At 53.4% G+C, this 25,090-nt stretch carries 23 protein-coding genes, 1 tRNA gene, 3 other RNA genes and 1 pseudogene; 15 read left to right on the top strand and 13 right to left on the bottom strand.

Translation table 11 applies throughout. The annotated features are described in order from the left end of the window. Positions 1 to 9 precede the first annotated feature (9 nt). Positions 10 to 2,079, top strand: coding sequence for a glycine--tRNA ligase subunit beta (glyS, locus tag E6P06_RS26510; protein WP_003837705.1), 2,070 nt, complete (start codon positions 10 to 12; stop codon positions 2,077 to 2,079). A gap of 113 nt (positions 2,080 to 2,192) precedes the next feature. Here glyS and cueP read toward each other — a convergent pair whose 3' ends face one another. The 3 genes from cueP to E6P06_RS26495 all read right to left on the bottom strand — a co-directional run bounded on the left by cueP (position 2,193) and on the right by E6P06_RS26495 (position 3,702). Continuing rightward, positions 2,193 to 2,732: a copper-binding periplasmic metallochaperone CueP gene (cueP, locus tag E6P06_RS26505; protein WP_139935847.1), complete on the bottom strand. Its 540-nt coding sequence runs from the start codon at positions 2,730 to 2,732 to the stop codon at positions 2,193 to 2,195. 187 nt (positions 2,733 to 2,919) lie between these two features. Further along, complete coding sequence (gene cspA, locus E6P06_RS26500) at positions 2,920 to 3,132, bottom strand: RNA chaperone/antiterminator CspA (RefSeq protein ID WP_000014594.1); 213 nt, start codon at positions 3,130 to 3,132, stop codon at positions 2,920 to 2,922. A 279-nt stretch (positions 3,133 to 3,411) separates the two neighbouring features. Next, positions 3,412 to 3,702 carry an HTH-type transcriptional regulator gene (locus E6P06_RS26495; protein ID WP_003024273.1) on the bottom strand — a complete coding sequence of 97 codons (291 nt, stop codon included), beginning with the start codon at positions 3,700 to 3,702 and terminating at the stop codon, positions 3,412 to 3,414. Between the two features lie 380 nt (positions 3,703 to 4,082). On the opposite strand from E6P06_RS26495, the gene E6P06_RS26490 reads away from it, so the two are divergent. Further along, entirely contained in the window at positions 4,083 to 4,793 is a 711-nt protein-coding gene (locus tag E6P06_RS26490) for a DUF3053 domain-containing protein (protein ID WP_003837709.1), read from the top strand. Positions 4,794 to 4,851: 58 nt separating this feature from the next. Here the strand turns inward: E6P06_RS26490 and ghrB are convergent, their stop codons facing one another. The 7 genes and pseudogenes from ghrB to E6P06_RS26455 all read right to left on the bottom strand — a co-directional run bounded on the left by ghrB (position 4,852) and on the right by E6P06_RS26455 (position 11,077). After that, positions 4,852 to 5,826, bottom strand: a complete 975-nt coding sequence (gene ghrB, locus E6P06_RS26485; RefSeq protein WP_016151146.1) for a glyoxylate/hydroxypyruvate reductase GhrB — start codon at positions 5,824 to 5,826, stop codon at positions 4,852 to 4,854. Positions 5,827 to 5,841: 15 nt separating this feature from the next. After that, entirely contained in the window at positions 5,842 to 6,078 is a 237-nt protein-coding gene (locus tag E6P06_RS26480; RefSeq protein WP_127790525.1) for a hypothetical protein, read from the bottom strand. A gap of 6 nt (positions 6,079 to 6,084) precedes the next feature. After that, positions 6,085 to 7,395: pseudogene (locus E6P06_RS26475) on the bottom strand (MFS transporter). Between the two features lie 70 nt (positions 7,396 to 7,465). Beyond that, positions 7,466 to 8,404: a sugar kinase gene (locus tag E6P06_RS26470; protein WP_136397238.1), complete on the bottom strand. Its 939-nt coding sequence runs from the start codon at positions 8,402 to 8,404 to the stop codon at positions 7,466 to 7,468. A 3-nt stretch (positions 8,405 to 8,407) separates the two neighbouring features. Next, complete coding sequence (locus E6P06_RS26465) at positions 8,408 to 9,157, bottom strand: sugar phosphate isomerase/epimerase (protein WP_139935846.1); 750 nt, start codon at positions 9,155 to 9,157, stop codon at positions 8,408 to 8,410. Positions 9,158 to 9,256: 99 nt separating this feature from the next. Then, positions 9,257 to 10,273, bottom strand: coding sequence for a LacI family DNA-binding transcriptional regulator (locus E6P06_RS26460; RefSeq protein ID WP_044700393.1), 1,017 nt, complete (start codon positions 10,271 to 10,273; stop codon positions 9,257 to 9,259). A gap of 141 nt (positions 10,274 to 10,414) precedes the next feature. Continuing rightward, on the bottom strand, positions 10,415 to 11,077 hold the full coding sequence (locus E6P06_RS26455; RefSeq protein ID WP_003837719.1) for an OmpA family lipoprotein: 663 nt from the start codon (positions 11,075 to 11,077) through the stop codon (positions 10,415 to 10,417). Between the two features lie 159 nt (positions 11,078 to 11,236). Between E6P06_RS26455 and E6P06_RS26450 the strand changes: the two genes are divergently transcribed. Next, positions 11,237 to 13,570, top strand: a complete 2,334-nt coding sequence (locus E6P06_RS26450) for a molybdopterin guanine dinucleotide-containing S/N-oxide reductase (RefSeq protein WP_139935845.1) — start codon at positions 11,237 to 11,239, stop codon at positions 13,568 to 13,570. On the opposite strand, the gene E6P06_RS26445 is transcribed toward E6P06_RS26450, so the two are convergent. Further along, the gene (locus E6P06_RS26445) at positions 13,539 to 13,979 is read right to left on the bottom strand and encodes an N-acetyltransferase (RefSeq protein ID WP_003837722.1); all 441 of its coding nucleotides are present in this window, start codon (positions 13,977 to 13,979) and stop codon (positions 13,539 to 13,541) included. The two genes, E6P06_RS26450 and E6P06_RS26445, sit on opposite strands and share 32 nt — an antisense overlap. Next, positions 13,969 to 14,538: a DNA-3-methyladenine glycosylase I gene (gene tag, locus E6P06_RS26440; RefSeq protein ID WP_003837723.1), complete on the bottom strand. Its 570-nt coding sequence runs from the start codon at positions 14,536 to 14,538 to the stop codon at positions 13,969 to 13,971. The genes E6P06_RS26445 and tag overlap by 11 nt, the downstream gene beginning before the upstream one ends. A 157-nt stretch (positions 14,539 to 14,695) precedes the next feature. Here tag and E6P06_RS26435 point away from each other — a divergent pair, with 157 nt between their 5' ends. Both E6P06_RS26435 and E6P06_RS26430 read left to right on the top strand, forming a co-directional pair. Next, a complete protein-coding gene (locus E6P06_RS26435; RefSeq protein ID WP_003846109.1) occupies positions 14,696 to 15,397 on the top strand; it encodes an autotransporter outer membrane beta-barrel domain-containing protein in 702 nt (233 codons plus the stop codon). A 251-nt stretch (positions 15,398 to 15,648) separates the two neighbouring features. Then, on the top strand, positions 15,649 to 16,851 hold the full coding sequence (locus E6P06_RS26430; RefSeq protein WP_003024301.1) for an MFS transporter: 1,203 nt from the start codon (positions 15,649 to 15,651) through the stop codon (positions 16,849 to 16,851). 148 nt (positions 16,852 to 16,999) lie between these two features. Here the strand turns inward: E6P06_RS26430 and E6P06_RS26425 are convergent. Beyond that, positions 17,000 to 18,120, bottom strand: a protein-coding gene (locus E6P06_RS26425; protein ID WP_085950818.1) for an IS3-like element ISSen4 family transposase whose coding sequence is annotated in 2 segments (ribosomal slippage) — positions 17,000 to 17,862 and positions 17,862 to 18,120 — 1,122 coding nt in all. Because the reading frame shifts where the segments join, the coding sequence is not laid out codon by codon here. Positions 18,121 to 18,289: 169 nt separating this feature from the next. Here E6P06_RS26425 and eptB point away from each other — a divergent pair. From eptB to dppC, 10 genes are all read left to right on the top strand, one after another. After that, entirely contained in the window at positions 18,290 to 19,984 is a 1,695-nt protein-coding gene (gene eptB / locus E6P06_RS26415; protein ID WP_003846110.1) for a kdo(2)-lipid A phosphoethanolamine 7''-transferase, read from the top strand. Positions 19,985 to 20,075: 91 nt separating this feature from the next. Further along, a tRNA-Pro gene (locus E6P06_RS26410) sits at positions 20,076 to 20,152 on the top strand. Positions 20,153 to 20,183: 31 nt separating this feature from the next. Continuing rightward, positions 20,184 to 20,317: non-coding RNA, RtT sRNA (locus E6P06_RS26405), on the top strand. Between the two features lie 31 nt (positions 20,318 to 20,348). Further along, positions 20,349 to 20,482, top strand: a non-coding RNA gene (locus E6P06_RS26400) — RtT sRNA. 31 nt (positions 20,483 to 20,513) lie between these two features. Beyond that, positions 20,514 to 20,647, top strand: a non-coding RNA gene (locus tag E6P06_RS26395) — RtT sRNA. Between the two features lie 74 nt (positions 20,648 to 20,721). After that, complete coding sequence (locus E6P06_RS27725; RefSeq protein WP_131445299.1) at positions 20,722 to 21,021, top strand: hypothetical protein; 300 nt, start codon at positions 20,722 to 20,724, stop codon at positions 21,019 to 21,021. A 209-nt stretch (positions 21,022 to 21,230) separates the two neighbouring features. After that, positions 21,231 to 21,467, top strand: coding sequence for a hypothetical protein (locus E6P06_RS27720; protein WP_127674029.1), 237 nt, complete (start codon positions 21,231 to 21,233; stop codon positions 21,465 to 21,467). Further along, on the top strand, positions 21,382 to 22,989 hold the full coding sequence (gene dppA, locus E6P06_RS26390; RefSeq protein WP_003837731.1) for a dipeptide ABC transporter periplasmic-binding protein DppA: 1,608 nt from the start codon (positions 21,382 to 21,384) through the stop codon (positions 22,987 to 22,989). Before E6P06_RS27720 ends, dppA begins: the two co-directional genes overlap by 86 nt. A gap of 166 nt (positions 22,990 to 23,155) precedes the next feature. Next, a complete protein-coding gene (dppB, locus tag E6P06_RS26380) occupies positions 23,156 to 24,175 on the top strand; it encodes a dipeptide ABC transporter permease DppB (RefSeq protein ID WP_003837733.1) in 1,020 nt (339 codons plus the stop codon). A gap of 9 nt (positions 24,176 to 24,184) precedes the next feature. After that, positions 24,185 to 25,087 carry a dipeptide ABC transporter permease DppC gene (gene dppC, locus E6P06_RS26375; protein WP_003837734.1) on the top strand — a complete coding sequence of 301 codons (903 nt, stop codon included), beginning with the start codon at positions 24,185 to 24,187 and terminating at the stop codon, positions 25,085 to 25,087. Positions 25,088 to 25,090 lie beyond the last annotated feature (3 nt).

The raw sequence follows: 25,090 nt of genomic DNA, 5'->3' as shown, positions 1-25,090 counted from the left end.
GAGGCGGCCATGTCTGAGAAAACTTTTCTGGTGGAAATCGGCACTGAAGAGCTGCCACCAAAAGCACTGCGCAGCCTGGCTGAGTCCTTTGCTGCAAACTTTACCGCGGAGCTGGACAACGCTGGCATCGCGCACGGCAACGTTGAGTGGTTTGCTGCACCGCGTCGCCTGGCGCTGAAAGTCGCGAATCTGGCGGAATCTCAACCCGATCGTGAAGTTGAAAAACGCGGTCCGGCCATTGCCCAGGCGTTTGACGCTGAAGGCAAACCGAGCAAAGCGGCAGAAGGTTGGGCACGTGGCTGCGGCATCACGGTTGATCAGGCTGAGCGTCTGACTACCGACAAAGGCGAATGGCTGCTGTATCGCGCGCATGTGAAAGGCGAAAGCGCTGAAACGCTGCTGCCAAACATGATCGCCACTTCGCTTGCGAAGCTGCCGATCCCGAAACTGATGCGCTGGGGCGCGTCTGACGTTCACTTCGTGCGTCCGGTTCACACCGTGACCCTGCTGCTGGGCGACAAAGTGATTCCGGCAACGATTCTGGGCATTCAGTCCGATCGTGTGATCCGTGGACACCGCTTTATGGGCGAGCCGGAATTCACTATCGATTCTGCCGATCAGTATCCGGAAATCCTGCGTGAGCGCGGCAAAGTCATTGCGGATTACGCTGAGCGTAAAGCGAAAATCAAAGCCGATGCTGAAGAAGCGGCGCGTAAGATTGGCGGCAACGCCGATCTGAGCGAAAGCCTGCTGGAAGAAGTCACCTCGCTGGTAGAATGGCCGGTAGTGCTTACCGCGAAATTCGAAGAGAAATTCCTCGCTGTTCCGTCTGAAGCGCTGGTACACACCATGAAAGGTGACCAGAAGTACTTCCCGGTATACGCGAATGACGGCAAACTGCTGCCGAACTTTATCTTCGTTGCCAACATTGAATCGAAAGATCCGACCCAGATTATCTCCGGTAACGAGAAAGTCGTTCGTCCGCGTCTGGCGGATGCTGAGTTCTTCTTCAATACCGACCGTAAAAAACGCCTGGAAGACCATCTGCCGCGTCTGCAAACCGTGCTGTTCCAACAGCAACTGGGTACGCTGCGCGATAAGACTGACCGTATTCAGGCGCTGGCGGGCTGGATTGCTGGTCAAATTGGCGCTGACGTTAACCACGCAACGCGTGCTGGCCTGCTGTCCAAGTGCGACCTGATGACCAACATGGTCTTCGAGTTCACCGACACTCAGGGCGTGATGGGAATGCACTACGCGCGTCACGATGGCGAAGCGGAAGATGTCGCTGTGGCGCTGAACGAGCAGTATCAGCCGCGTTTTGCCGGTGATGACCTGCCGTCTAACCCGGTGGCTTGTGCCGTGGCGATTGCTGACAAGATGGACACCCTGGCGGGTATTTTCGGTATTGGTCAGCATCCGAAAGGCGATAAAGACCCGTTTGCGCTGCGTCGTGCTGCGCTGGGCGTGCTGCGTATCATTGTTGAGAAGAACCTGAATCTGGATCTGCAAACGCTGACGGAAGAGGCTGTTCGTCTGTATGGCGACAAGCTGACCAACGCCAACGTGGTGGATGACGTTATCGACTTTATGCTTGGTCGCTTCCGCGCCTGGTATCAGGACGAAGGTTATACCGTCGATACCATTCAGGCCGTGCTGGCGCGTCGTCCGACTCGTCCGGCTGATTTCGACGCACGTATGAAGGCGGTTTCGCACTTCCGTACCCTGGAGGCCGCGTCCGCGCTGGCTGCCGCGAACAAGCGCGTATCAAATATTCTGGCGAAGTCTGAAGAAACGCTGAATGACCGTGTGAATGCGGCAACGCTGAAAGAGCCGGAAGAAATTGCGCTGGCGATGCAGGTTGTGGTGCTGCGCGATAAGCTGGAGCCTGTTTTCGCCGCTGGCCATTACCAGGAAGCGCTGGTTGAGTTAGCGGAACTGCGTGAGCCAGTTGATGCGTTCTTCGAGAAAGTGATGGTCAACGTAGAAGATAAAGATCTGCGTATCAACCGTCTCTCCATGCTCGAAAAACTGCGCGAACTGTTCCTGCGCGTGGCGGATATTTCGCTGCTGCAGTAACGGTCCTGAGCTGACTTAGAAAATGCCGGATGGCAGCTTCGCCTTATCCGGCCTACGAGATAAACACCAGTAGGCCGGATAAGCATTGCGCCATCCGGCATTTTTTTATGTTGTTAGCGCAGCTGTAATTTAGTCAGACAGGTCTGGCTGTCTTCCATGGTCTTAATGGGATACTTCGCTTTTTTGCCGTTGTAGCTTACTGCGATGGTGCCTGCCATATTGCGCGGTAGCCAAACCCCGACGAAGCCATTTCGACCGCTCTTCATCTCTTTTTGTAGCACTACGTCACCCTTGTTATCCGTCACTTTGACATTGAATGTCTTCTCCGGCATTTCGCCCTGGCAACCGGAAAGGCTGTGGTTGAAGCAAGGATGTGTTTGCCATTCATAAGGGGCAAATGACAGATAGAACTTGTCACCGAGCGGCAGGGTATAGATCTGATCGCCTGAAGATAGCTTCAGTTCAGTGCTGGTGACGGATGCCGAGTAGGGCAGTGGGCGGCTCTGGGGAGACTGGTCAATGGCCTCGACGATTTGCTCGACGGATTTTCCGCTGAGCCCGTGTTCCGCCAAAAAAGTGGCTTCAGGGGTTGCGGCGAACGCGCTACCGGTGGTGAGTAAACCTAAAACCAGCAGCAATGAGGATTTCGACATAGCTTCAATTCCTTGTGAACGTTGTGGAATACAGACTGGCTCACTATAAAGCTTGCCCTTAGGGAAAGGTCAAAGGGGCGACGGGTAAAGTAATGCAAAGACGCGTGTGGGCGAGGCGTTTTAAGAAGTACAGATAAAAAAAATCCCCGCCGTTTGGCAGGGATTCAGAATCTTGAGCTTTTTAAGCTTACAGGCTGGTTACGTTGCCAGCTGCCGGGCCTTTAGCGCCGCTTTCGATGGTGAAGGAAACTTTCTGACCTTCGTCCAGAGATTTGTAGCCATCGTTCTGGATAGCAGAGAAGTGTACGAACACGTCTTTAGAGCCATCGTCAGGAGTGATGAAGCCGAAACCTTTGTCAGCGTTGAACCATTTTACGATACCAGTCATTTTACCGGACATAGTGTATTACCTTTTAAAAAATAAGTGTGCCTTTCGGCGATATGGCGTGCTTTACAGATTTTTTAACAGTAAAGGAAATGCTCACTACGAAGGGTATCAACGATAACTCTTGAAGGGACTTGCCTTACTAACTGCTGTAATGGTCTGTACGTCAAACCGTTGAGGGCATTAACTCATTTTACGCATGTGGATGCAACTACTATTTTCTTTTTTGTGGATAACCTTCGTAAGGGAACGGCCCCGTTACAGGACCGTTCTTAAGCAAAATTGAAAAATAGTTCAATCCATCAGTTGCTTACTTAATCTTGGATCTGCCTGGATCAGGCGCATTAACTTCAATTCGGTAGTGGAAGGCTTTACGCGTTTAGACTCCCATTCATGAACCATCGCGACTGTCACGCCCATTACTCGGGCAAAATCATCTGTTTTTAAACCCGTCCCTCGTCGTAACTGTTCAAATTCGGTGAAAGGGTTGGTTTTTTGCGTCAGAGTGACCGTCTGCGATACATCTTTAAAAACAATCTGCTCCAGACTGCTCAGCAGTTCAAACATAGGATCTTTGTATTCCATTGAGAACTCCTACAAATCACACAGCGGGATCGTGAATTTCTTCGAAGCTCATTAAGAGTAGTCGGAAAAAATGAAGTCGGATTCGGGGTTTGAGAGATGGATTCGTTTCAGCAAACGGTGGGTAACAATCTTTCGCAGGCTAACAAACTGATAAAGGTCGGGATCTCCGAACGATCGATTCCGATTGTAAAGATGACTAAAATATGACGCCGAGTAGTAAATGCAGCATTGTTTAGCAAAACGAACGGTGGTGGGAACGGTTATTTTCCCCCACAAGATTATGCGGAAAGGGTATCTTGCGGGGCTGACCTGGACTATCCTTGTTAACGTCAGGCACGCGGGTGTCGTTGTGCGCATTTTTGGGTGAAAGGAGTATTAAAATGGCGACAGGTAAGTCCTGCTCTCGCTGGTTTGCGCCTGTTTTGGCGCTCTTAATGGTAGTTGGCCTGAGTGGGTGTTTTGATAAAGAAGGCGATCAACGCAAAGCGTTTATCGATTTTCTGCAGAATACTGCAATGCGTAGCGGAGAGCGTTTACCAACGCTGACCGCCGATCAGAAAAAACAGTTTGGCCCGTTTGTGTCCGATTACGCGATTCTGTATGGCTATTCGCAGCAGGTTAATCAGGCGATGGACTCCGGTCTGCGTCCGGTGGTTGATAGCGTAAATGCGATTCGTGTTCCTCAGGATTATGTGACTCAGCGTGAGCCGCTGCGTCAGGCAAATGGTGCGCTAGGTGTATTAGGGCAACAGTTGCAGAATGCGAAACTACAGGCAGATGCTGCGCATGGCGCGCTGAAGCAGGGCGAAGATCTGAAGCCGGTCTTTGACCAGGTTTACAATAAAGTCGTCACTGTACCTGCAGAGGCGTTACAGCCGCTGATCCCTGCAGCGCAAATCTTCACGCAGCAGTTAGTGCAGGTTGGTGATTTTGTGGCGCAGCAGGATACGCAGGTGAGCTTTGTCGCCAACGGTATCCAGTTCCCAACGTCACAGCAGGCAAGTCAGTACAACACGCTGATTGGCCCGTTGGCTTCTCAACATCAAGCATTTAACCAGGCCTGGACTGCTGCGGTGAATGCCGCTCAGTAATTAAGTCGCTGTAAGATATGAAGGGCCGGGTGAGCGTAAGCGCTACCCGGCCTTTTGTTTATCGCGCGACCTGCGGGTTTACGCAGTTCTTCTCAACGCGTCCTTGCAGCGCATCGATTAAGTTATCCACCGCACAGGCCGCCATGTTATAGCGCGTTTCGTGCGTGGCTGAACCAATGTGCGGCACAGCAACCACGTTTGGCAGCGACAGCAGCGGTGAGTCTGCCGGTAATGGCTCCTGCTCAAACACATCCAGGCCAGCGGCATGAATTTCGCCGTTTTGCAGGGCGGCAATCAGTGCTTTTTCATCGACCACCGGCCCACGTCCGGCGTTAATGAAAATGGCGGAAGACTTCATTTTGGCAAACTGTTCGGTGCTGAACAGATGATGCGTTTCGTCGGTTAACGGCAGGATCAGGCAGACAAAATCGGATTCTTGTAACAGCGTATCGAGGTCGCAGTAGCGCGCATTGAAGCGTTCTTCTGCTTCCTGATGATGACGGCGCGCATTATAGAGAATCGGCATGCTAAAGCCGAAATGCGCACGTTGTGCCAGCGCCAGCCCAATGCGGCCCATGCCGACAATTCCCAGCGTTTTGTGGTGCACATCCGTACCGAACCAGTCCGGCCCGATACTTTTGGTCCATTCACCGACCTTCACCCGTTCAGCCACTTCTACCACGCGGCGAGCGGTGCTTAACACCAGCGCCATCACCGTATCGGCGACGGTTTCTGTCAGTACGGTTGGCGTGTGCATCAACAGTACCTTACGCGCGTTAAGGGCATCGACGTCGAAGTTGTCATAGCCGACGGAAATCGTGGAGGTCGCACGCAGTTTCGGCATTTTCTCCAGTAGAGCAGTATTGACGGCTTCACTGGAGCCCAGCAGACCTTCCGCATTGGCAAACGCTTCGGCGTGCTGTGCGACCGTTTCCGGGCGCAGGTTAGGCACACGAGTCACAGTAAAATGCTCTTCCAGGCGATGCAGTAAATCGTCAGGTAACGCTTTATAGAGAATAATGGACGGCTTCATGCGAATCTCCGTAAGTTAAAATTTAAGCGTGGCGTGCGCCAATAGGTAGCTGTTGATTATTAGCAGGCTCAGGCCGAGTCCTGCCGTTGCACACGCACGTCGCTGGCGGTTATTTTTGCCCAGTGCAAGGCACGAGCAGAGAAGTTTGGTGAACCAAACGAGCTGGGAGTAACGCCGCAATGGGCAAAAATAGCCCCAGCCCTTCGGGACACGCGTCAGAACCACGAACTCTTCGTTGTCTGGCTTGGGCATAGTTCACTATGCCCAGCGCCCTCCGCCTTGATTACGCGGTTCTGCCACAGTGTCGACGGTGTGTTCAATGGCAGGACTCGGCCTCACAATGAGAGTTAGCCATACTGAGACAAAAAGCGCTACCCCCATAAAAATGTACGAGGCGGACGGGCTGCCGGTAGCGCCATTGAGGTAGCCGACAAACCATGAACCAAAGAATGAGCCTAGTGCGCCCATACTGTTAATCAGCGCCATTGCACCCCCGGCAACGTTACGCGGCAGCATTTCCGGAATGATGGCAAAGAAAGGACCATAAGGGGCATACATTGCCGCACCCGCAATAACCAACAGCGTGTAAGAAATCCAGAAGTGGTCTGCGCCCACGGCCTAGGAGCCGATAAAAGCGAAAGCAGCTATCAGTAACAGTGGCCAGACAAACAGCTTACGATTTTGCAGTTTATCGGAGGCCCAGGAAACGAGGATCATCGCCGCAGTCGCCGCCAGATAAGGTACGGATGACAGCCAGCCAACCTCAACCATCCCCAGATTTGCACCGCCGTTGCGGATAATCGACGGCAGCCACAGGACAAAACCATAGACGCCAATACTCCAGGTGAAATACTGCATACACAGCAGGATGACGTTACGTGAGCGGAAAGCCTCGCTATAGTTCCGTACGGCTTTGATTCCTTGCTGCTCTTTTTCCAGTTGTGCCTGAAGGGCGGCTTTTTCAGATTCTGACAGCCAACCGACCTGAGACGGTTTGTCTTTTACCAGCACCCACCAGCAGAACGCCCAGATGATGGCCGGGAAGCCCTCGATGATGAACATTTCCCGCCAGCCCAGCGCCTGGATCAGATACCCGGAAACCACGGACATCCACAGGACGGTAACCGGGTTACCGAGGATCAGGAAAGTGTTTGCGCGCGAACGCTCGGACTTCGTAAACCAGTTACTGATATAAATCAGCATTGCGGGCATGACCGCGGCTTCAACGACGCCAAGAATAAAGCGGATGGCGGCAAGCATTGGAATATTGCTGACCATGCCGGTTAACGACGCACAGGCACCCCAGAGGATCAGACAGACAAAAATCAGTTTTCGTACGCTGCGGCGTTCGGCGTAAATTGCGCCCGGGATTTGAAAGAAGAAGTAGCCGAGGAAAAACAGCGCGCCCAGCAGGGAAGAGATCCCTTTGGTAATGCCGAGGTCCTCGTTGATACCTGCGGCGGAGGCGAAGCTGAAGTTCGCGCGGTCAAGGTACGCCAGGCTATACGTGATAAACACGATTGGCATGATGTACCACCAGCGTTTTGCTGCATTAGTTGAGCTATTCATAGACTGCCCTCTGGTTATACTGATACGCCGCCTCTGAATGTAGGGTACAGAGACAGAGTTGGCCGGGAATTTATTCCCCTAATTGTTCACGTGTGGGTAATCCTTCGCTGTCGCCCTGAACCTGAATGGCCAGTGCGCCAATTTTATTGCCGCGGGTCACCGCCTGATGCAGCGAGCGGCCTTCCAGCAGGGCGCTAATAACGCCCACGGCAAAACCATCACCTGCGCCGACCGTATCAACCACGTTGTCGACTTTTACCGGTGCAACGCAGCCTTGTTCACCGCCGGCGGTTTTGTACCAGGCGCCATCAGCCCCGGTTTTGATGATCACGGCCTTCACCCCGTGGCGCAGATAAAAGTCGGCGATGGCTTCAGGCGTCTGCTGACCGGTTAAAATCATGCCCTCTTTTAATCCAGGCAAAACCCAGTCGGCCTGGAATGCCAAACGGTTCAGTTTTTCCACCATCTCGGCTTCGCTTTTCCACAGCACAGGGCGTAAATTCGGGTCGAACGAGATGGTCTTCCCTTGTGCTTTCAGCGTGCGGGCGGTATGGGCTAACAGTTCATAAGAGCTGGCAGAAAGCGCCGCCGCTACGCCGCTCAGGTGCAGGTGGCGCGCGCTGGCGAAGTAGGTTTCGTGATAATCCTCAATGCTGAGGTGGCTGGCAGCGGAACCTTTGCGGAAGTATTCCACAATGGGATCGGTTCCATTTTCGACTTTAGATTTAAGCTGAAAGCCGGTAGCGTAACGCCCGTCCTGGGTGACTCCCTGCGCATCAATCCCTTCTTTTTCCAGCGACTTAACGATAAAACGGCCAAAACTGTCGTTGCCTACACGGCTTACCCAACCGACCTTCAGGCCCAGCCGGGCAAGACCGGTCGCCACATTGAGTTCAGCGCCAGCAACGCGCTTGATAAACTGCTCCACATCCGCCAGTTCGCCGGTTTGCGTGGCGACAAACATCGCCATCGCTTCACCAATAGTGACCACATCCAGTGAATTTTTCATGCGTTACTCCTCGCGTAACAACTCGACGTAACGGCGGGTAACCGCCGCCAAATCCTGCCCTTCCAGGGGAAACTCAATGCCGCGTGGAACATCGCCCGGCAGCGTTTTCAACAGCGTCAGCCAGCGCGGATCGGCTGCATCAGGCGGTACGGCACGGTAGCTGTCGCGATGTGCAACGGCGGCTTTGACATGGATATACCCAACGGTTGACGCCAGTTTCTGCGCCGCCTGTTCCGGGGAGTCGCCCACCCACAGCCAGTTGCCCATATCGAAGGTCAGAGATATCGGCAGATTTTGCGTCTGGCAGGCTTCGTTAAAGCGCTGCATCGGCTTCAGGCGTCCGCAGGCGGTCTGATCGTTTTCGACAACCAGTTCCATTCCGCTGTTGTCCAGCCATTCACGTAACACGTTGAACTGTTCGGTATGGGAGAAATGACCGAGGGAGACTTTTAGCCACAGCGCCTGCAGGGCCTGTGCTTCTTCAAGTAGCGCAGGAAGTCGGGGATTGAGGCTACTGTCCTCAAGGAACAACGGCTCAGGCGCTGAGTAACAGGTCAGCAGGCCGAAGATTTCGATAGCAGATGCCACCGTGGACAGCGTGTGCAGCTCGGCGTCGGTCAGCAATTCGCGGCGGATTTCGACGCCGTCAGCACCGGCTTCAGCGATAATGGGCAGCATTGCCGTTTGCCCGCCAGCGGCCCGTACCTGGTCGTGGCCGTAAGCGGCGGTGACCACCATAATTTTTCTTTTCATGGAAACTCCAGACTAGCGTTCTTGCTATAACGCTAGATGGAACCGGTTCCAAAGAAAAGCTTATGATGTTGAATTTATGATCACCATCACGAAGGAAATTTAACGGGCGGTAGAGCCGCGAACGATCAGTTCGCCGGAGAAGACCTGTTCCTGAATGGCAGCAGGGCCGCCATCGATCCGGCGTACAACCTGCTCAACGGCGGTGTAGCCAATCTGCCAGGTAGGTTGTTTCAACGTGGTAATACCAACGCCCGCCAGTTCGGCCCATTCCAGTTCGTCAAAACCGAGCAGGCCGATATCGCTGCCCCAGTTAAGGCCAATGCGTTTCAGGGCGCGGGCAACCTGCAGTGTGAGAGCGCCATTAGCTGAGATAACAGCTTTGCGCATTCCCCGGTGCTGCTGGTGGAACTGGCGCAGGGTTTCGTCCAACTGCGTATTGTCCGTGAGCGGGACTTCGGCATTTTGCGCGATAACGCCGGGGTACTGTGCGAGGGTGGCGCGAAAAGCGCTCAGGCGCTCGCGGCGGGTATTCACCATGCCGAGCGGTTCGCTGAGGAACAGGATGGCTTCAAAACCTTGTTCGACCAGATGTTCCGTGGCAACCGTTGCCGCCTGGGTGTTATCCAGCCCGACCATATCACAGGCGAAATCGGGAATTTTACGGTCAATCAGCACCATCGGCAGCGCAGACTGCTGCAGGCGGTTCAGCCCCTCTTCGCGCATCCCGACGGCGTTGACCACAATCCCTTCGACCTGGTAGCTGCGCAGCAGGTCAAGATAATGCAGTTCCTGATCCACTTCGTTGTTGGTGTTACACACCAGCGGGGTAAAGCCTTTATCGCGGCAGGCGGCTTCAATGCCGCTTAACACGTTGACGGAGTAGGGATTGGTAATATCGGCGATGATCAGACCAATCAGGCGGGTACGACCGTGTTTCAGGCCTCTTGCCATCAGGCTGGGACGGTAGTCGAGATCGGCAATGGCTTGTTCAATGCGGGCCAGTAGCGCGTCGGAAAGCAGGTGCTTTTCACCGTTGAGATAGCGTGAAATGCTGGTCTTGCCGGTTTTTGCGGCTTTCGCCACATCGCTGATGGTTGCCCGTGTTGATTTGCTCATCGCTGATTTCCCTGAATTTCGTGTGAATACCTTAGCGGGAAAATCTGACGAAGCAAGTAATTTGCCCGGTGGCGCTGCGCTTACCGGGCCTACTTGTCGAACGTAGGCCGGGTAAGGCGAAGCCGCCACCCGGCTCAACGATTACTGCATAGGACTCAACGTAATCTCAACGCGACGGTTTTGCGCTTTACCTTCCGCCGTGCTGTTGCTGGCGATCGGATTTGACGGACCCATGCCCTGAGTGCGGATACGATTAGCGGCAACCCCTTGCGTGATTAAGGCGCTGGCCACGGAGTCCGCGCGTTGCTGAGACAGACGCATATTCAGATCCTGGCTGCCGGTGCTGTCGGTGAAGCCCAGCACATTGACGGCGGTTTTATTGTACTCTTTCAGTACCATTGCCACGCCGGTCAGGGTGTTGGCACCAGCAGGTTTCAGGTTGGCGCTACTGCTGTCGAAGGTGACGTTATTCGGCATATTCAGAATGATGTTATCGCCACTACGCGTCACGCTGACGCCCGTTCCCTGCATTTTGTCGCGCAGTTTGGCTTCCTGCACGTCCATGTAATAACCGACACCGCCGCCAACGGCCGCACCCGCCGCTGCGCCAATCAGTGCACCTTTACCGCGATCTTTCTTCGAAGAAGAGAGTGCGCCAATGCCCGCGCCGACCAGAGAGCCAATACCCGCGCCAATGCCGGATTTACCTGCTTCGCGTTCGCCGGTGTAAGGGTTTGTTGTGCAGCCAGAAACCGCCAGGGCGCCGCTCACGATGGCAGCAATAACAAAAACACGTTTCTTCATCTTAATTCCTTAATGACTTTTTCTTCTTTGCCACAGCGACCGTGGCGGTTGATTATGACGTGTGAACATGAAGAAAATTCCAGGGAAGACTCTGAAATTTGTAAGTAACATTGAACGGCATAATAAATAAGCCGTCACATCGCATTCAGGAGCGCCATCTTGGCTAATTCACCCGCACATTACTCGGTGTTAACCGCCGCCCACTGGGGACCAATTCTCGTCGACACCGATGGTGAGACGGTTTTCTCCTCGCGTGGCGCGCTGCCCACTTCCCATCCCAACTCTTTGCAAACCGTGGTGCGCGACCAGGTTCACAGTAAAACGCGGGTACGTTTTCCAATGGTGCGTAAAGGCTTTCTCGCCTTGCCGGAGAATCCCCAGGGCGTGCGTGGGCAGGATGAATTTGTTCGCGTCAGTTGGGACGACGCGCTGAATCTTATCCATACGCAGCATAAACGCATCCGTGACAGCTACGGCCCGGCCTCGATTTTTGCCGGTTCCTACGGCTGGCGCTCTAACGGCGTGTTACACAAAGCGGCAACCCTGCTACAACGCTATATGGCGCTGGCAGGCGGTTATACCGGGCATCTGGGAGATTATTCGACGGGGGCTGCGCAGGCGATCATGCCGTACGTGGTGGGCGGTAACGAAGTTTACCAGCAGCAAACCAGCTGGCCTGTGGTGCTTGAGAACAGCGAGGTGGTGGTGTTATGGAGCGCTAATCCGCTGAATACACTGAAGATTGCCTGGAACGCGTCCGATGAGCAGGGGCTCGCTTACTTTGAGGCTTTGCGCGACAGCGGTAAACGGTTGATCTGTATCGATCCGATGCGATCGGAAAGCGTCGATTTCTTTGGCGATAAGATGGAATGGATTGCCCCGCATATGGGAACCGACGTAGCGCTGATGCTGGGCATCGCGCATACGCTGGTGGAAAACGGCTGGCATGACGAGGATTTTCTCGCCCGGTGTACCACCGGCTATGACCGTTTTGCAAACTATCTGTTGGGTAAATCTGATGATGTTGTGAAAACGGCAGAGTGGGCTGCGGAGATTTGCGGTATACCCGCAACAAAAATACGCGAACTTGCGGCGATATTTCACCAAAATACCACCATGCTGATGGCCGGATGGGGGATGCAGCGCCAACAGTATGGTGAGCAGAAACACTGGATGATCGTCACCCTGGCCGCCATGCTCGGGCAAATCGGGACGCCAGGCGGCGGTTTTGGGCTGTCGTATCATTTTGCCAACGGAGGCAACCCAACGCGCCGGGCTGCGGTGCTGGCTTCAATGCAGGGCAGCGTTAAAGGCGGTACCGACGCGGTAGATAAAATCCCGGTAGCGCGAATTGTTGAAGCGCTGGAAAATCCCGGTGGTTTTTACCAGCACAACGGCATGGACCGCCATTTCCCGGACATCCGCATGTTGTGGTGGGCTGGTGGCGCTAACTTCACCCATCATCAAGACACTAACCGTTTAATTCGCGCCTGGCAAAAACCGGAGCTGGTGGTTATCTCGGAGTGTTTCTGGACCGCCGCAGCGAAGCATGCCGATATCGTACTGCCGGCGACCACCTCCTTTGAGCGCAATGATTTGACCATGACCGGCGACTACAGCAACCAGCACCTGGTGCCGATGAAGCAGGTTGTGCCGCCGCAGGACGAAGCGCGAAATGATTATGATGTTTTTGCCGAGCTGAGTGAACGCTGGGAAGAGGGCGGTTACGAGCGATTCACCGAAGGCAAAAGCGAGCTGGAATGGCTGGAGACGTTTTACAATATTGCCGGGCAACGTGGGGCCAGTCAGCAGGTGACATTGCCGCCTTTCGCCGAGTTTTGGCAGCGCAACGCCCTGATCGAAATGCCGGAAAATGCCGCCAGCGCGCAGTTTATCCGTTTTGCGGATTTTCGCCGCGACCCGCAGGCTCATCCGCTGAAAACGGACAGCGGAAAAATTGAAATCTACTCCGCGAGGATTGCTGGTTACGGCTACGCGGACTGTGCGGGGCACCCGATGTGGCTGGAGCCGGATGAGTGGTTCGGTAATGCCGAACCGGACCAGCTACAGCTGCTTTCTGCCCATCCGGCGCACCGTTTGCACAGTCAGCTTAACTACAGCGCGTTGCGTGAGCAGTATGCGGTAGCGGATCGTGAGCCGGTAACGATTCATCCGCAGGATGCCCACGCGCGCGGCATTGCGGATGGCGATACGGTCAGGGTGTGGAATCAGCGTGGACACGTTCTGGCGGGGGCTGTGGTGACGGAGGGCATCAAACCTGGCGTCATCTGTATTCATGAAGGCGCCTGGCCGGATTTGGAGCCGACAGCTGACGGTATTTGTAAAAATGGCGCCGTCAATGTGCTGACCAAAGATCTCCCCAGCTCGAAGCTGGGGAATGGCTGCGCAGGCAACACCGCGCTGGCGTGGCTCGAAAAATACAGCGGACCCACGTTGACGCTTACGGCGTTTGATCCGCCTGCCAGCCCATAATCCACGTGGGATGGTGAGTCTCTTCCTGCCATGCGCCGTCTTCAATGCGAAAACCCAGCGCATGGTAGAAGTTCACCGCTGATTGATTCTTCTGGTAGACCTCCAGGCTGAGTAACGAAAAGCGCTGCTGCACATGCTGTACCAGCGCTTTGCCGATCCCGCTTCTGATGGCGGCAGGCGCGACAAACAGCGCGCCGAGGAAGCGGTCATCAATGACGCTGACAAAACCTTTGAGCTCGCCTTCTTCTTCCCACACCCAGGTTTGCGCGGCTGGCAGATAAACATCCCGCACCACTGATTCACTTTCGCGCCAGTAGCGCTCTTCGATAAACGGATGGGCATGGATTGTGCTTTCCATCCACAGCGTCAGAATCGCTGATATATCTTCAGCCTTTGATTCACGAATCATGTTGTTCTCCCGGATAACAGATGCAGCTGGTGACATGATCGTTGACCAGGCCGCATGCCTGCATAAAGGAGTAACAAATGGTGGTGCCGACAAACTTAAAACCGCGTTTTTTTAACGCTTTAGACAGCGCGTCTGACGCAGGCGTGGAGGTGGGAATATCGCTCAGGTTGGCGGCGCGGGTCACTTGTGGTTGGTTATCAACAAATGACCAGACGAACTCGCTAAACGACTCTCCGTTTTGTGCCATCGTCAGAAAGGCGCGAGCGTTGCCGATAATGGCCTGAATTTTTCCGCGATGGCGAATTATGCCGGCATCCAGTACCAGCCTTTCCACATCCTCTTCGGTCATGGTCGCCACTTTTTCCGGGTCAAAATGGTGGAAAGCGTGGCGATAATTTTCCCGTTTCTTGAGTACGGTAATCCACGATAACCCGGCCTGCTGGCCTTCGAGGCAGATCATTTCGAACAGCTTTTTGCCATCGGTTTCGGGGACGCCCCATTCCTTGTCGTGGTAGGCAATGTAAAGTGGATCCTGACTGACCCATCCGCAACGCTGCATATTCTTCCTCGCTGTTTTTACTGGCGTAAAAATTTCATTCGGCCCGCCTTGACGCGCCAGCTAAAAAGACAATATTTAATACAAGGCCTGCTGGCCCAAATACTTCACACAATGACAATAATATCGCCGAATTCGGCTCTTTTCTGGAGTCGCGTTGATGCTTATAAGAAACAGTAGTGGTCGCCAAAGGTTAACTCTGGCGAGCGTCATAGTTTGTGCGCTGTCCATCAATACAGCATATGGCTGGCAACAAGAATATATCGTTGATGCGCTGTCAGGGCATACGGCTGAACGTTATACATGGGACAGCGATCACCAACCACGTTATAACGACATTCTGGAAGAACGTATTCGTTCCACTCAGAACGTGGCGGGGCCCGTGGTGAATCTGGCGGATGAGACACCAATGGATGCCACCAGCGGCATGAGTATGGGCTGGAACTTCCCGCTTTCAAGACAGGTGACAACCGGTCCGGTTGCCGCGCTGCATTATGACGGTTCCACCACATCTACTTACAACGAATTTGGCGATAGCGCGACGTCGGTAACGCAGAACGATCCGCTGTGGCATGCCAGCGTGAGCTCGTTGGGCTGGCGAGTCAATTCGCAGTTCGGTGATGTGCGACCGTGGGCGCAAATCAGCTATAACCAGCAGTTTGGCGAAAATATCTGGAAGGCGCAGTCGGGTCTCAGTCGCATGACGGCGGCGGGTCAGGACGGTAACTGGGTAGATGTTACCGTCGGTGCGGATATGCTGTTGAACCCGCACATGGCGGCTTACGCGGCGCTGTCGCAGGCGGAAAATAGCACCAACAACAGCGACTATATGTACACCATGGGAGTGAGCGCCAAATTTTAACGTAAACAATCATCACATAAACATCTTGATTACATGTTGAGATCAACAATCACACGCACTCCAGCGATAGCGTGTACTAACTCATGCGATAAAATTCAGTAACCCGACTTTTTGTCTCGTCATTCATTCCGCATTCCAGGCATTTCATTCCGTCCTGGCGGCATTTCATGCCGTTTTCCCCTGCTCATAAAAACGCTTCGGTATGGTTGTTGGCAGAGAATTTCCCATTTTGTTTATGCAGGAAGACTGCCATGAAAACTTCTGATTATCAGCGTACCCGCTGGCTGACACTGATCGGCACCATCATTACCCAATTTGCTTTAGGTTCTGTTTATACCTGGAGCCTGTTTAACGGTGCGCTTTCTTCTAAGCTTGATGCGCCGGTGAGTCAGGTTGCCTTTTCCTTTGGCCTGCTGAGCCTCGGGCTGGCAATTTCTTCTTCCGTCGCCGGGAAACTGCAGGAACGTTTTGGCGTGAAACGCGTCACCATGGCCTCCGGTATTTTACTCGGTGTGGGCTTCTTCTTAACCGCCCACTCTGACAGCCTGATTATGCTGTGGCTGAGCGCTGGTGTGTTGGTTGGTCTGGCGGATGGCGCAGGCTACCTGTTAACACTTTCCAACTGTGTAAAATGGTTCCCGGAGCGTAAAGGGCTGATTTCCGCCTTCGCTATCGGTTCTTACGGTCTTGGCAGCCTCGGTTTTAAATTCATCGATAGCCAACTGTTGAGCACCGTGGGTCTGGAAAAAACCTTCATGATCTGGGGCGCGATTGTGCTGGTAATGATCGTCTTTGGCTCCACGCTGATGAAAGACGCGCCGAATCAGGAAGTGAAAACGAAAAATGGCGTGGTTGAGAATGACTACACCCTGGCGCAGTCCATGCGTAAACCGCAGTACTGGATGCTGGCGGTCATGTTCCTGACGGCATGTATGAGCGGGCTGTACGTAATTGGCGTGGCGAAAGATATCGCACAAAGTCTGGCACATATGGATGTGGCAACGGCGGCAAACGCGGTGACCGTGATTTCTATCGCTAACCTGTCCGGTCGTCTGGTTCTGGGGATTCTGTCCGACAAAATCTCTCGTATTCGCGTTATCACCATTGGTCAGGTCGTTTCGCTGGTGGGTATGGCCGCACTGCTGTTCGCGCCGTTGAATGATGTGACCTTCTTTACGGCGATTGCCTGTGTGGCATTTAACTTTGGCGGCACCATCACCGTGTTCCCGTCACTGGTGAGTGAGTTCTTCGGTTTGAACAACCTGGCTAAAAACTACGGTGTCATTTACTTAGGTTTCGGTATCGGCAGCATTTGTGGTTCCATTATCGCCTCGCTGTTCGGCGGATTCTATGTGACCTTCTGCGTTATCTTTGCGCTGTTAATTATCTCGCTGGCGCTTTCTACCACTATTCGTCAGCCGCAGCGTAGCGTCTATACCGAGGCACACGCCTGAATCTATTAGTGGTCTGATTAATGCCCGGCGCATATATTTACAAAAATATATGCGCCGTTTGCATTCTCTATAAGCACTTTTCTTCCCTCCTGTGGTCTACTTACCTGCGCTGTAGAATTTGACCTGCCCCCACGATTAGATACAACACTCAGTTAGTAACGTCGGAATCTTCATTCTCAGAATGACCCTTTCTCCAGCCCGCTGCAAATTCAGACGGTGTCTGATAATTCAGCGTGGAGTGCGGGCGGCATTCGTTATAATCCTGCCGCCAGTCATTAATAATTTTCCTGGCATGAACGATATCGCTGAACCAGTGCTCATTCAAACATTCATCGCGAAATCGTCCGTTAAAGCTCTCAATAAATCCGTTCTGCGTTGGCTTGCCCGGCTGGATTAAGCGCAACTCAACACCATGCTCAAAGGCCCATTGATCCAGTGCACGGCAAGTGAACTCCGGCCCCTGGTCAGTTCTTATCGTCGCCGGATAGCCTCGAAACAGTGCAATGCTGTCCAGAATACGCGTGACCTGAACGCCTGAAATCCCAAAGGCAACAGTGACCGTCAGGCATTCCTTTGTGAAATCATCGACGCAGGTAAGACACTTGATCCTGCGACCGGTGGAAAGTGCGTCCATGACGAAATCCATCGACCAGGTCAGATTGGGCGCCGCCGGACGGAGCAGCGGCAGACGTTCTGTTGCCAGCCCTTTACGACGTCTTCTGCGTTTTACGCCCAGGCCACTGAGGTGATAAAGCCGGTACACGCGCTTATGATTAACATGAAGCCCTTCACGGCGCAGCAACTGCCAAATACGACGGTAGCCAAAACGCCTGCGCTCCAGTGCCAGCTCAGTGATGCGCCCTGATAAATGCGCATCAGCAGCCGGACGGTGAGCCTCATAGCGGCAGGTCGACAGGGATAAACCTGTAAGCCTGCAGGCACGACGTTGCGACAGACCGGTCGCATCACACATCAACATCACGGCTTCCCGCTTCTGGTCTGTCGTCAGTACTTTCGCCCAAGAGCCACCTGAAGCGCCTCTTTATCCAGCATGGCTTCGGCAAGCAGCTTCTTGAGTCTGGTGTTCTCTTCCTCAAGCGACTTCAGGCGCTTAACTTCAGGCACCTCCATACCGCCATACTTCTTACGCCAGGTGTAAAACGTGGCATCGGAAATGGCATGCTTGCGGCAGAGTTCACGGGCGGGTACCCCAGCTTCGGCTTCGCGGAGAATACTGATGATCTGTTCGTCGGAAAAACGCTTCTTCATGGGGATGTCCTCATGTGGCTTATGAAGACATTACTAACATCGGGGTGTACTAATCAACGGGGAGCAGGTCAAATTTTCTTATTATCTGCACTTGTCGCACTTTTCCCCTGTATGGCCTGACAGGCTTTTGCGCAGGGTGTTTTTATCCCTTCCTCCAGGGTTTGTTTGCATGAGATATATCAAATCGATGACGCAGCAGAAGCTGAGTTTCTTGCTGGCGATCTATATCGGTCTTTTTATGAATTGCGCTGTGTTTTTCCGTCGCTTTAGCGGATATGCGCACGAGTTTACCGTCTGGAAAGGACTCTCTGCGGTTGTTGAATTAGCTGGCACTGTGCTGGTGACCTTCTTTTTACTCCGTGTTCTCTCTTTATTTGGCCGACGCGCCTGGCGTGTACTGGCAACGTTTGTGGTGCTCTGTTCTGCCGGCGCCAGCTATTACATGACCTTCCTGAACGTGGTCATTGGCTACGGTATTATTGCCTCGGTCATGACCACCGATATTGATTTATCAAAAGAAGTCGTCGGCTGGCATTTTATCGTGTGGCTGGTTTCGGTCAGCATTTTACCGTTGGTTCTGATTTGGAGTAATCGCTGCCGCTATACCCTGATGAAACAGATTCGTACGCCAGGCATGAGATGGCGTAGCGTAGCGGCGGTTTTATTGGCTGGCCTGATGGTGTGGGCGCCCATTCGTCTGCTCAGCATGCAACAAAAAAGCGTTGAGCGTGAAACAGGGATCGATTTACCCAGCTACGGCGGAGTCGTTGCGAACTCCTATTTGCCGTCAAACTGGCTCTCTGCGCTGGGTTTATACGCCTGGGCGCAGGTGGATGAATCTTCAGACAACAAATCGCTGATGAACCCGGCGAAGAAGTTCACCTACGTTGCCCCCAACAATCTCGACGACACCTATGTCGTGTTTATTATCGGTGAAACCACGCGCTGGGATCATATGGGGATTTTTGGCTATGAGCGAAACACCACGCCAAGGCTGGCTCAGGAGAAAAACCTGGCGGCTTTCCGAGGATATTCCTGTGATACGGCGACTAAACTTTCGCTGCGCTGTATGTTTGTGCGCGAGGGCGGGGCGGAAGAAAACCCGCAGCGTACTCTGAAAGAACAAAACGTCTTTTCTGTGCTCGGCCAGTTAGGGTTCAAGACCGATCTTTACGCGATGCAAAGCGAGATGTGGTTCTACAGCAATACCATGGCGGAAAACATTGCCTATCGTGAACAGATTGGCGCAGAGCCGCGTAACCGTGGCAAAAACGTTGACGATATGCTGCTGATTAATGAGATGCAGCAATCTTTACAGAAGACTGATGATGGCGAAAAGCGTCTGATTATTCTGCACACCAAGGGCTCGCATTTTAACTACACCCAGCGCTACACCCGCGAATATGCACAGTGGAAGCCGGAGTGTGTCAATGTTGATAGTGGCTGCTCGAAAGCTGAGATGATTAATTCATTTGATAATTCGGTAACCTACGTTGATCACTTTATTACCCAGGTGTTTGATCAGTTGCGCGATAAGAAAGCGATCGTGTTTTACGCCGCCGATCACGGTGAGTCAATTAACGAACGTGAGCACCTGCACGGTACGCCGCGTAAAATGGCGCCGCCTGAGCAGTTCCGCGTTCCTATGATGGTGTGGATGTCAGACAAATATCTGGAAGACCCTGACCATGCGAAGGCATTTGCGCACCTGAAGCAAGAAGCTGAGATGAAGGTGCCGCGTCGTCATGTGGAACTGTACGATACCGTTCTGGGTTGCCTTGGTTATACCTCGCCAAATGGGGGGATTAACGAGAATAACAACTGGTGTCGTATCCCGGACGCGAAGAAGGTTACAGCCCAGTAACAGAGCTGCTGACTTTCTCGCCGATCAAATGGCATTTTGATACTAAGGGATTGACGGGCGCGCGGCTGAGCAGTAAGATGCGCCCCGCATTCGGTGATTGGCGCAGCCTGGTAGCGCACTTCGTTCGGGACGAAGGGGTCGGAGGTTCGAATCCTCTATCACCGACCAAATTCAAAACCCTGCTCAACGAGCAGGGTTTTTTGCTTTATAGCCCAGGAGGATGAGAACCTCCGGGGGTAAGAGGTTCGACTCGAGCGTAGCGAGAGAACGTTGCGTCAGCAACGGCCCGCAGGGCGAGCCACGTAGTGGCGAGTAATCCTCTATCACCGACCAAATTCAAAACCCTGCTCAACGAGCAGGGTTTTTTGCTTTATAGCCCAGGAGGATGAGAACCTCCGGGGGTAAGAGGTTCGACTCGAGCGTAGCGAGAGAACGTTGCGTCAGCAACGGCCCGCAGGGCGAGCCACGTAGTGGCGAGTAATCCTCTATCACCGACCAAATTCAAAACCCTGCTCAACGAGCAGGGTTTTTTGCTTTATAGCCCAGGAGGATGAGAACCTCCGGGGGTAAGAGGTTCGACTCGAGCGTAGCGAGAGAACGTTGCGTCAGCAACGGCCCGCGGGGCGAGCCACGTAGTGGCGAGTAATCCTCTATCACCGACCAAATTCAAAAACCCTGCTCAACGAGCAGGGTTTTTTGTTTTGTAGGCCTGATAAGCGAAGCGCCATCAGGCAATATTGGAGACATTGCCGGATGGCGGCGCAAGCGCCTTATCCGGCCTACAGACCCAGTTTCATCCCGGCGTGTATGGCGTTATTCCAACCCCACCTTTGACCTTCCTTTTATCTGCAAAAATTGTGCATCACTTCCCACTGACAGTTAACGATTCTGTGACATATTCCATTGCCTTTTTTTATGTTTGCTTGAAACTTTTTTTGCGCTACTTATGGCTGGCGCTGGCATTTTCCGCTGTGCGTTTTAACGTTCATGGCATTAATCGCTCAGATATGCAGCATTCATTGGGAAAATTTGAATAAATTGCATAAATGTTAATCTCCAAATGTTGCGAAGTATGAAGATGTTTATTCTGGCATAGTGCGCGTAGCACAAATTTCCCTGCTGAAAATACCCGCTTGCACTTTTTTTAATCTTTGTTTGCCAATTCTCACCGTTGGTGTAAATCGCGGTTACCTGTATTGACGTTTTCACATTCTGTTGACAGATTGTAGGGTATGAGGGGCATTTCATGGAGAATCCGCACTGCAACTCAGTCGCTTATGTGAACGGAATCCCCATCCTCTTAACGCTGACCCGGCCGGGTAAAAAACAAAAAAGGCCAGGCGGTGCAAACCCATTGCAAAGGGTAAAACAACAAACATCACATTTGGAGCAGAAGAATGAGTATTTCCTTGAAGAAGTCAGGGATGCTGAAGCTTGGTCTGAGCCTGGTGGCTATGACCGTCGCAGCAAGCGTACAGGCTAAAACTCTGGTTTATTGTTCAGAAGGATCTCCTGAAGGCTTTAACCCGCAGCTTTTCACCTCTGGTACCACCTATGATGCCAGCTCCGTGCCGATCTATAACCGCCTGGTCGAGTTCAAAACCGGCACAACTGAAGTGATCCCGGGACTTGCTGAGAAGTGGGAAATCAGCGAAGACGGTAAAACCTATACCTTCCACCTGCGTCAGGGCGTGAAGTGGCAGGACAACAAAGATTTCAAACCGACGCGCGATTTAAACGCCGATGACGTGGTGTTCTCTTTCGATCGTCAGAAAAATGCCCAGAACCCGTACCATAAAGTTTCTGGCGGCAGCTATGAATACTTCGAAGGGATGGGTCTGCCAGACCTGATCTCCGAAGTGAAAAAAGTGGATGATAAAACCGTTCAGTTCGTGCTGACTCGCCCGGAAGCACCGTTCCTGGCTGACCTGGCGATGGACTTCGCTTCTATTCTTTCCAAAGAATATGCGGACAACATGCTGAAAGCCGGTTCCCCGGAGAAAGTGGATCTGAACCCAATCGGTACCGGTCCGTTCCAGCTGCAGCAGTACCAGAAAGACTCTCGTATTCTGTATAAAGCATTCGAAGGTTACTGGGGCACTAAGCCGCAGATCGACCGTCTGGTCTTCTCCATTACGCCTGACGCTTCTGTGCGTTACGCCAAACTGCAGAAGAACGAGTGCCAGGTGATGCCGTACCCGAACCCGGCTGACATCGCACGCATGAAGCAGGATAAAAATATCAACCTGATGGAGCAGGCCGGTCTGAACGTTGGCTACCTCTCTTTCAACACCGAGAAGAAACCGTTTGATGATGTGAAAGTCCGTCAGGCGCTGACCTACGCGGTAAACAAAGAAGCGATCATCAAAGCGGTTTATCAGGGTGCTGGCGTTGCCGCGAAAAACCTGATCCCACCGACCATGTGGGGCTATAACGACGACGTTAAAGACTACACCTACGATCCTGAGAAGGCCAAAGCGCTGTTGAAGGAAGCCGGTCAGGACAAAGGCTTTACCGTTGAACTGTGGGCCATGCCGGTACAGCGTCCTTACAACCCGAACGCTCGTCGTATGGCGGAAATGGTTCAGGCTGACTGGGCGAAAATTGGCGTTCAGGCCAAGATTGTGACCTACGAGTGGGGCGAGTATCTGAAACGCGCCAAAGCGGGTGAACATCAGGCGGTGATGATGGGTTGGACCGGTGACAACGGGGATCCGGACAACTTCTTCGCCACCCTGTTTAGCTGTGCGGCAGCGAAAGACGGCTCCAACTACTCTCGCTGGTGCTACAAGCCGTTTGAAGACCTGATCCAACCGGCGCGTGCGACCGACGATCACAACAAACGTATTGAACTGTACAAGCAAGCTCAGGTTGTTATGCACGATCAGGCCCCGGCTCTGATTGTTGCTCACTCCACCGTGTATGAACCAGTGCGTAAAGAAGTAAAAGGCTATGTGGTTGATCCATTAGGCAAACACCACTTCGAAAACGTCTCTGTCGAATAATTAAAAGCAATCAAGGAAGCGCTGCGCCCCGGTATTGTGTAGGCCGGATAAGCGCAGCGCCATCCGGCGTAATGCTTTACCCACGATGCAGTTTGCGTGGGATAAGATTTGTGAGCAATGCAGACTCACGGTTCCAGGCCGTGCGTCATTAGAGAGAATCCGGGTTATGTTGCAGTTCATTCTCCGACGTTTGGGACTCGTCATCCCCACGTTTATCGGTATCACTCTTCTCACCTTTGCCTTCGTCCATATGATCCCCGGCGATCCGGTTATGATCATGGCAGGTGAACGTGGGATCTCCCCTGAGCGTCATGCTCAACTGCTGGCTGAACTCGGTCTGGATAAGCCTATGTGGCAGCAGTACCTCCACTATATCTGGGGGGTTATGCATGGCGATTTAGGTATCTCACTGAAAAGCCGCTTACCGGTGTGGGAAGAGTTCGTACCTCGATTCAAAGCCACGCTGGAACTCGGCGTCTGCGCGATGATTTTCGCCGTCGCAGTGGGTATCCCGGTGGGTGTACTTGCTGCCGTTAAGCGCGGCTCCATTTTCGATCACACCGCCGTTGGCCTGGCGCTGACCGGTTACTCCATGCCGATTTTCTGGTGGGGCATGATGCTGATCATGCTGGTTTCCGTGCAGTGGAACCTGACGCCAGTTTCTGGGCGGGTGAGCGACATGGTGTTCCTTGATGATTCCAATCCGCTGACCGGTTTTATGTTGATAGACACCGCCATCTGGGGTGAAGAGGGCAACTTTATCGATGCGTTGGCGCATATGGTCTTGCCTGCGATGGTGCTGGGTACCATTCCTCTGGCGGTCATTGTGCGTATGACCCGTTCGTCGATGCTGGAAGTGCTGGGCGAGGATTACATTCGTACCGCGCGCGCTAAAGGTTTGACCCGTATGCGCGTCATCATCATTCACGCTCTGCGTAACGCGATGCTGCCCGTTGTAACCGTTATCGGCCTGCAGGTTGGTACGTTGCTGGCTGGGGCAATCCTGACCGAGACTATCTTCTCGTGGCCGGGGCTGGGACGCTGGCTGATCGATGCGCTGCAACGCCGTGATTATCCGGTAGTGCAGGGCGGGGTACTGCTGGTCGCGACGATGATTATCCTCGTCAACCTGCTGGTAGACCTGCTGTATGGCGTGGTGAACCCGCGTATTCGGCATAAGAAGTAAGGGGCCATCATGTCACAGGTTACTGAAAACAAAGTTATTGCTGCACCGGTGCCGATGACGCCGCTGCAGGAGTTCTGGCACTATTTTAAACGCAACAAAGGCGCGGTTGTTGGGCTGGTGTATGTGGTGGTAATGATCCTGATTGCGGTCTTTGCCAACGTCCTTGCACCCTACAACCCGGCAGACCAGTTCCGCGATACGCTACTAGCTCCTCCTGCGTGGCAGGAAGGCGGTTCCATGGCGCATCTGTTTGGTACTGATGATGTGGGCCGCGACGTGCTGTCCCGCCTGATGTACGGTGCGCGTCTGTCGCTGTTGGTTGGCTGTCTGGTGGTTGTACTCTCCCTGCTGATGGGCGTGGTTCTTGGGCTGATCGCCGGCTACTTTGGTGGAATTGTCGATAACGTCATCATGCGTGTGGTCGATATCATGCTGGCATTGCCGAGCCTGTTACTGGCGCTGGTGCTGGTGGCGGTATTTGGTCCCTCGATAGGCAACGCTGCGCTGGCGCTGACGTTTGTGGCATTGCCGCACTATGTGCGTCTGACGCGCGCCGCTGTGCTGGTGGAAGTTAACCGCGACTACGTCACCGCATCCCGCGTGGCGGGAGCCGGCGCGATGCGCCAAATGTTCGTCAATATTCTGCCTAACTGTCTTGCGCCGCTGATTGTTCAGGCGTCGCTTGGCTTCTCTAACGCCATTCTCGATATGGCTGCCCTCGGCTTCCTGGGGATGGGCGCACAGCCGCCTACGCCGGAATGGGGCACCATGCTCTCTGACGTTCTGCAGTTTGCCCAAAGCGCCTGGTGGGTTGTGACCTTCCCGGGGCTGGCGATCCTGTTGACGGTGCTGGCATTTAACCTGATGGGTGACGGTCTGCGTGACGCGCTCGATCCCAAACTGAAGCAGTAAGAG

Source organism: Citrobacter sp. CF971, assembly GCF_006385635.1.
Taxonomy (GTDB): domain Bacteria; phylum Pseudomonadota; class Gammaproteobacteria; order Enterobacterales; family Enterobacteriaceae; genus Citrobacter; species Citrobacter freundii.
Note: the sequence above shows the minus strand (reverse complement) of the source record. Positions and strands in the feature narration are given on the sequence as shown.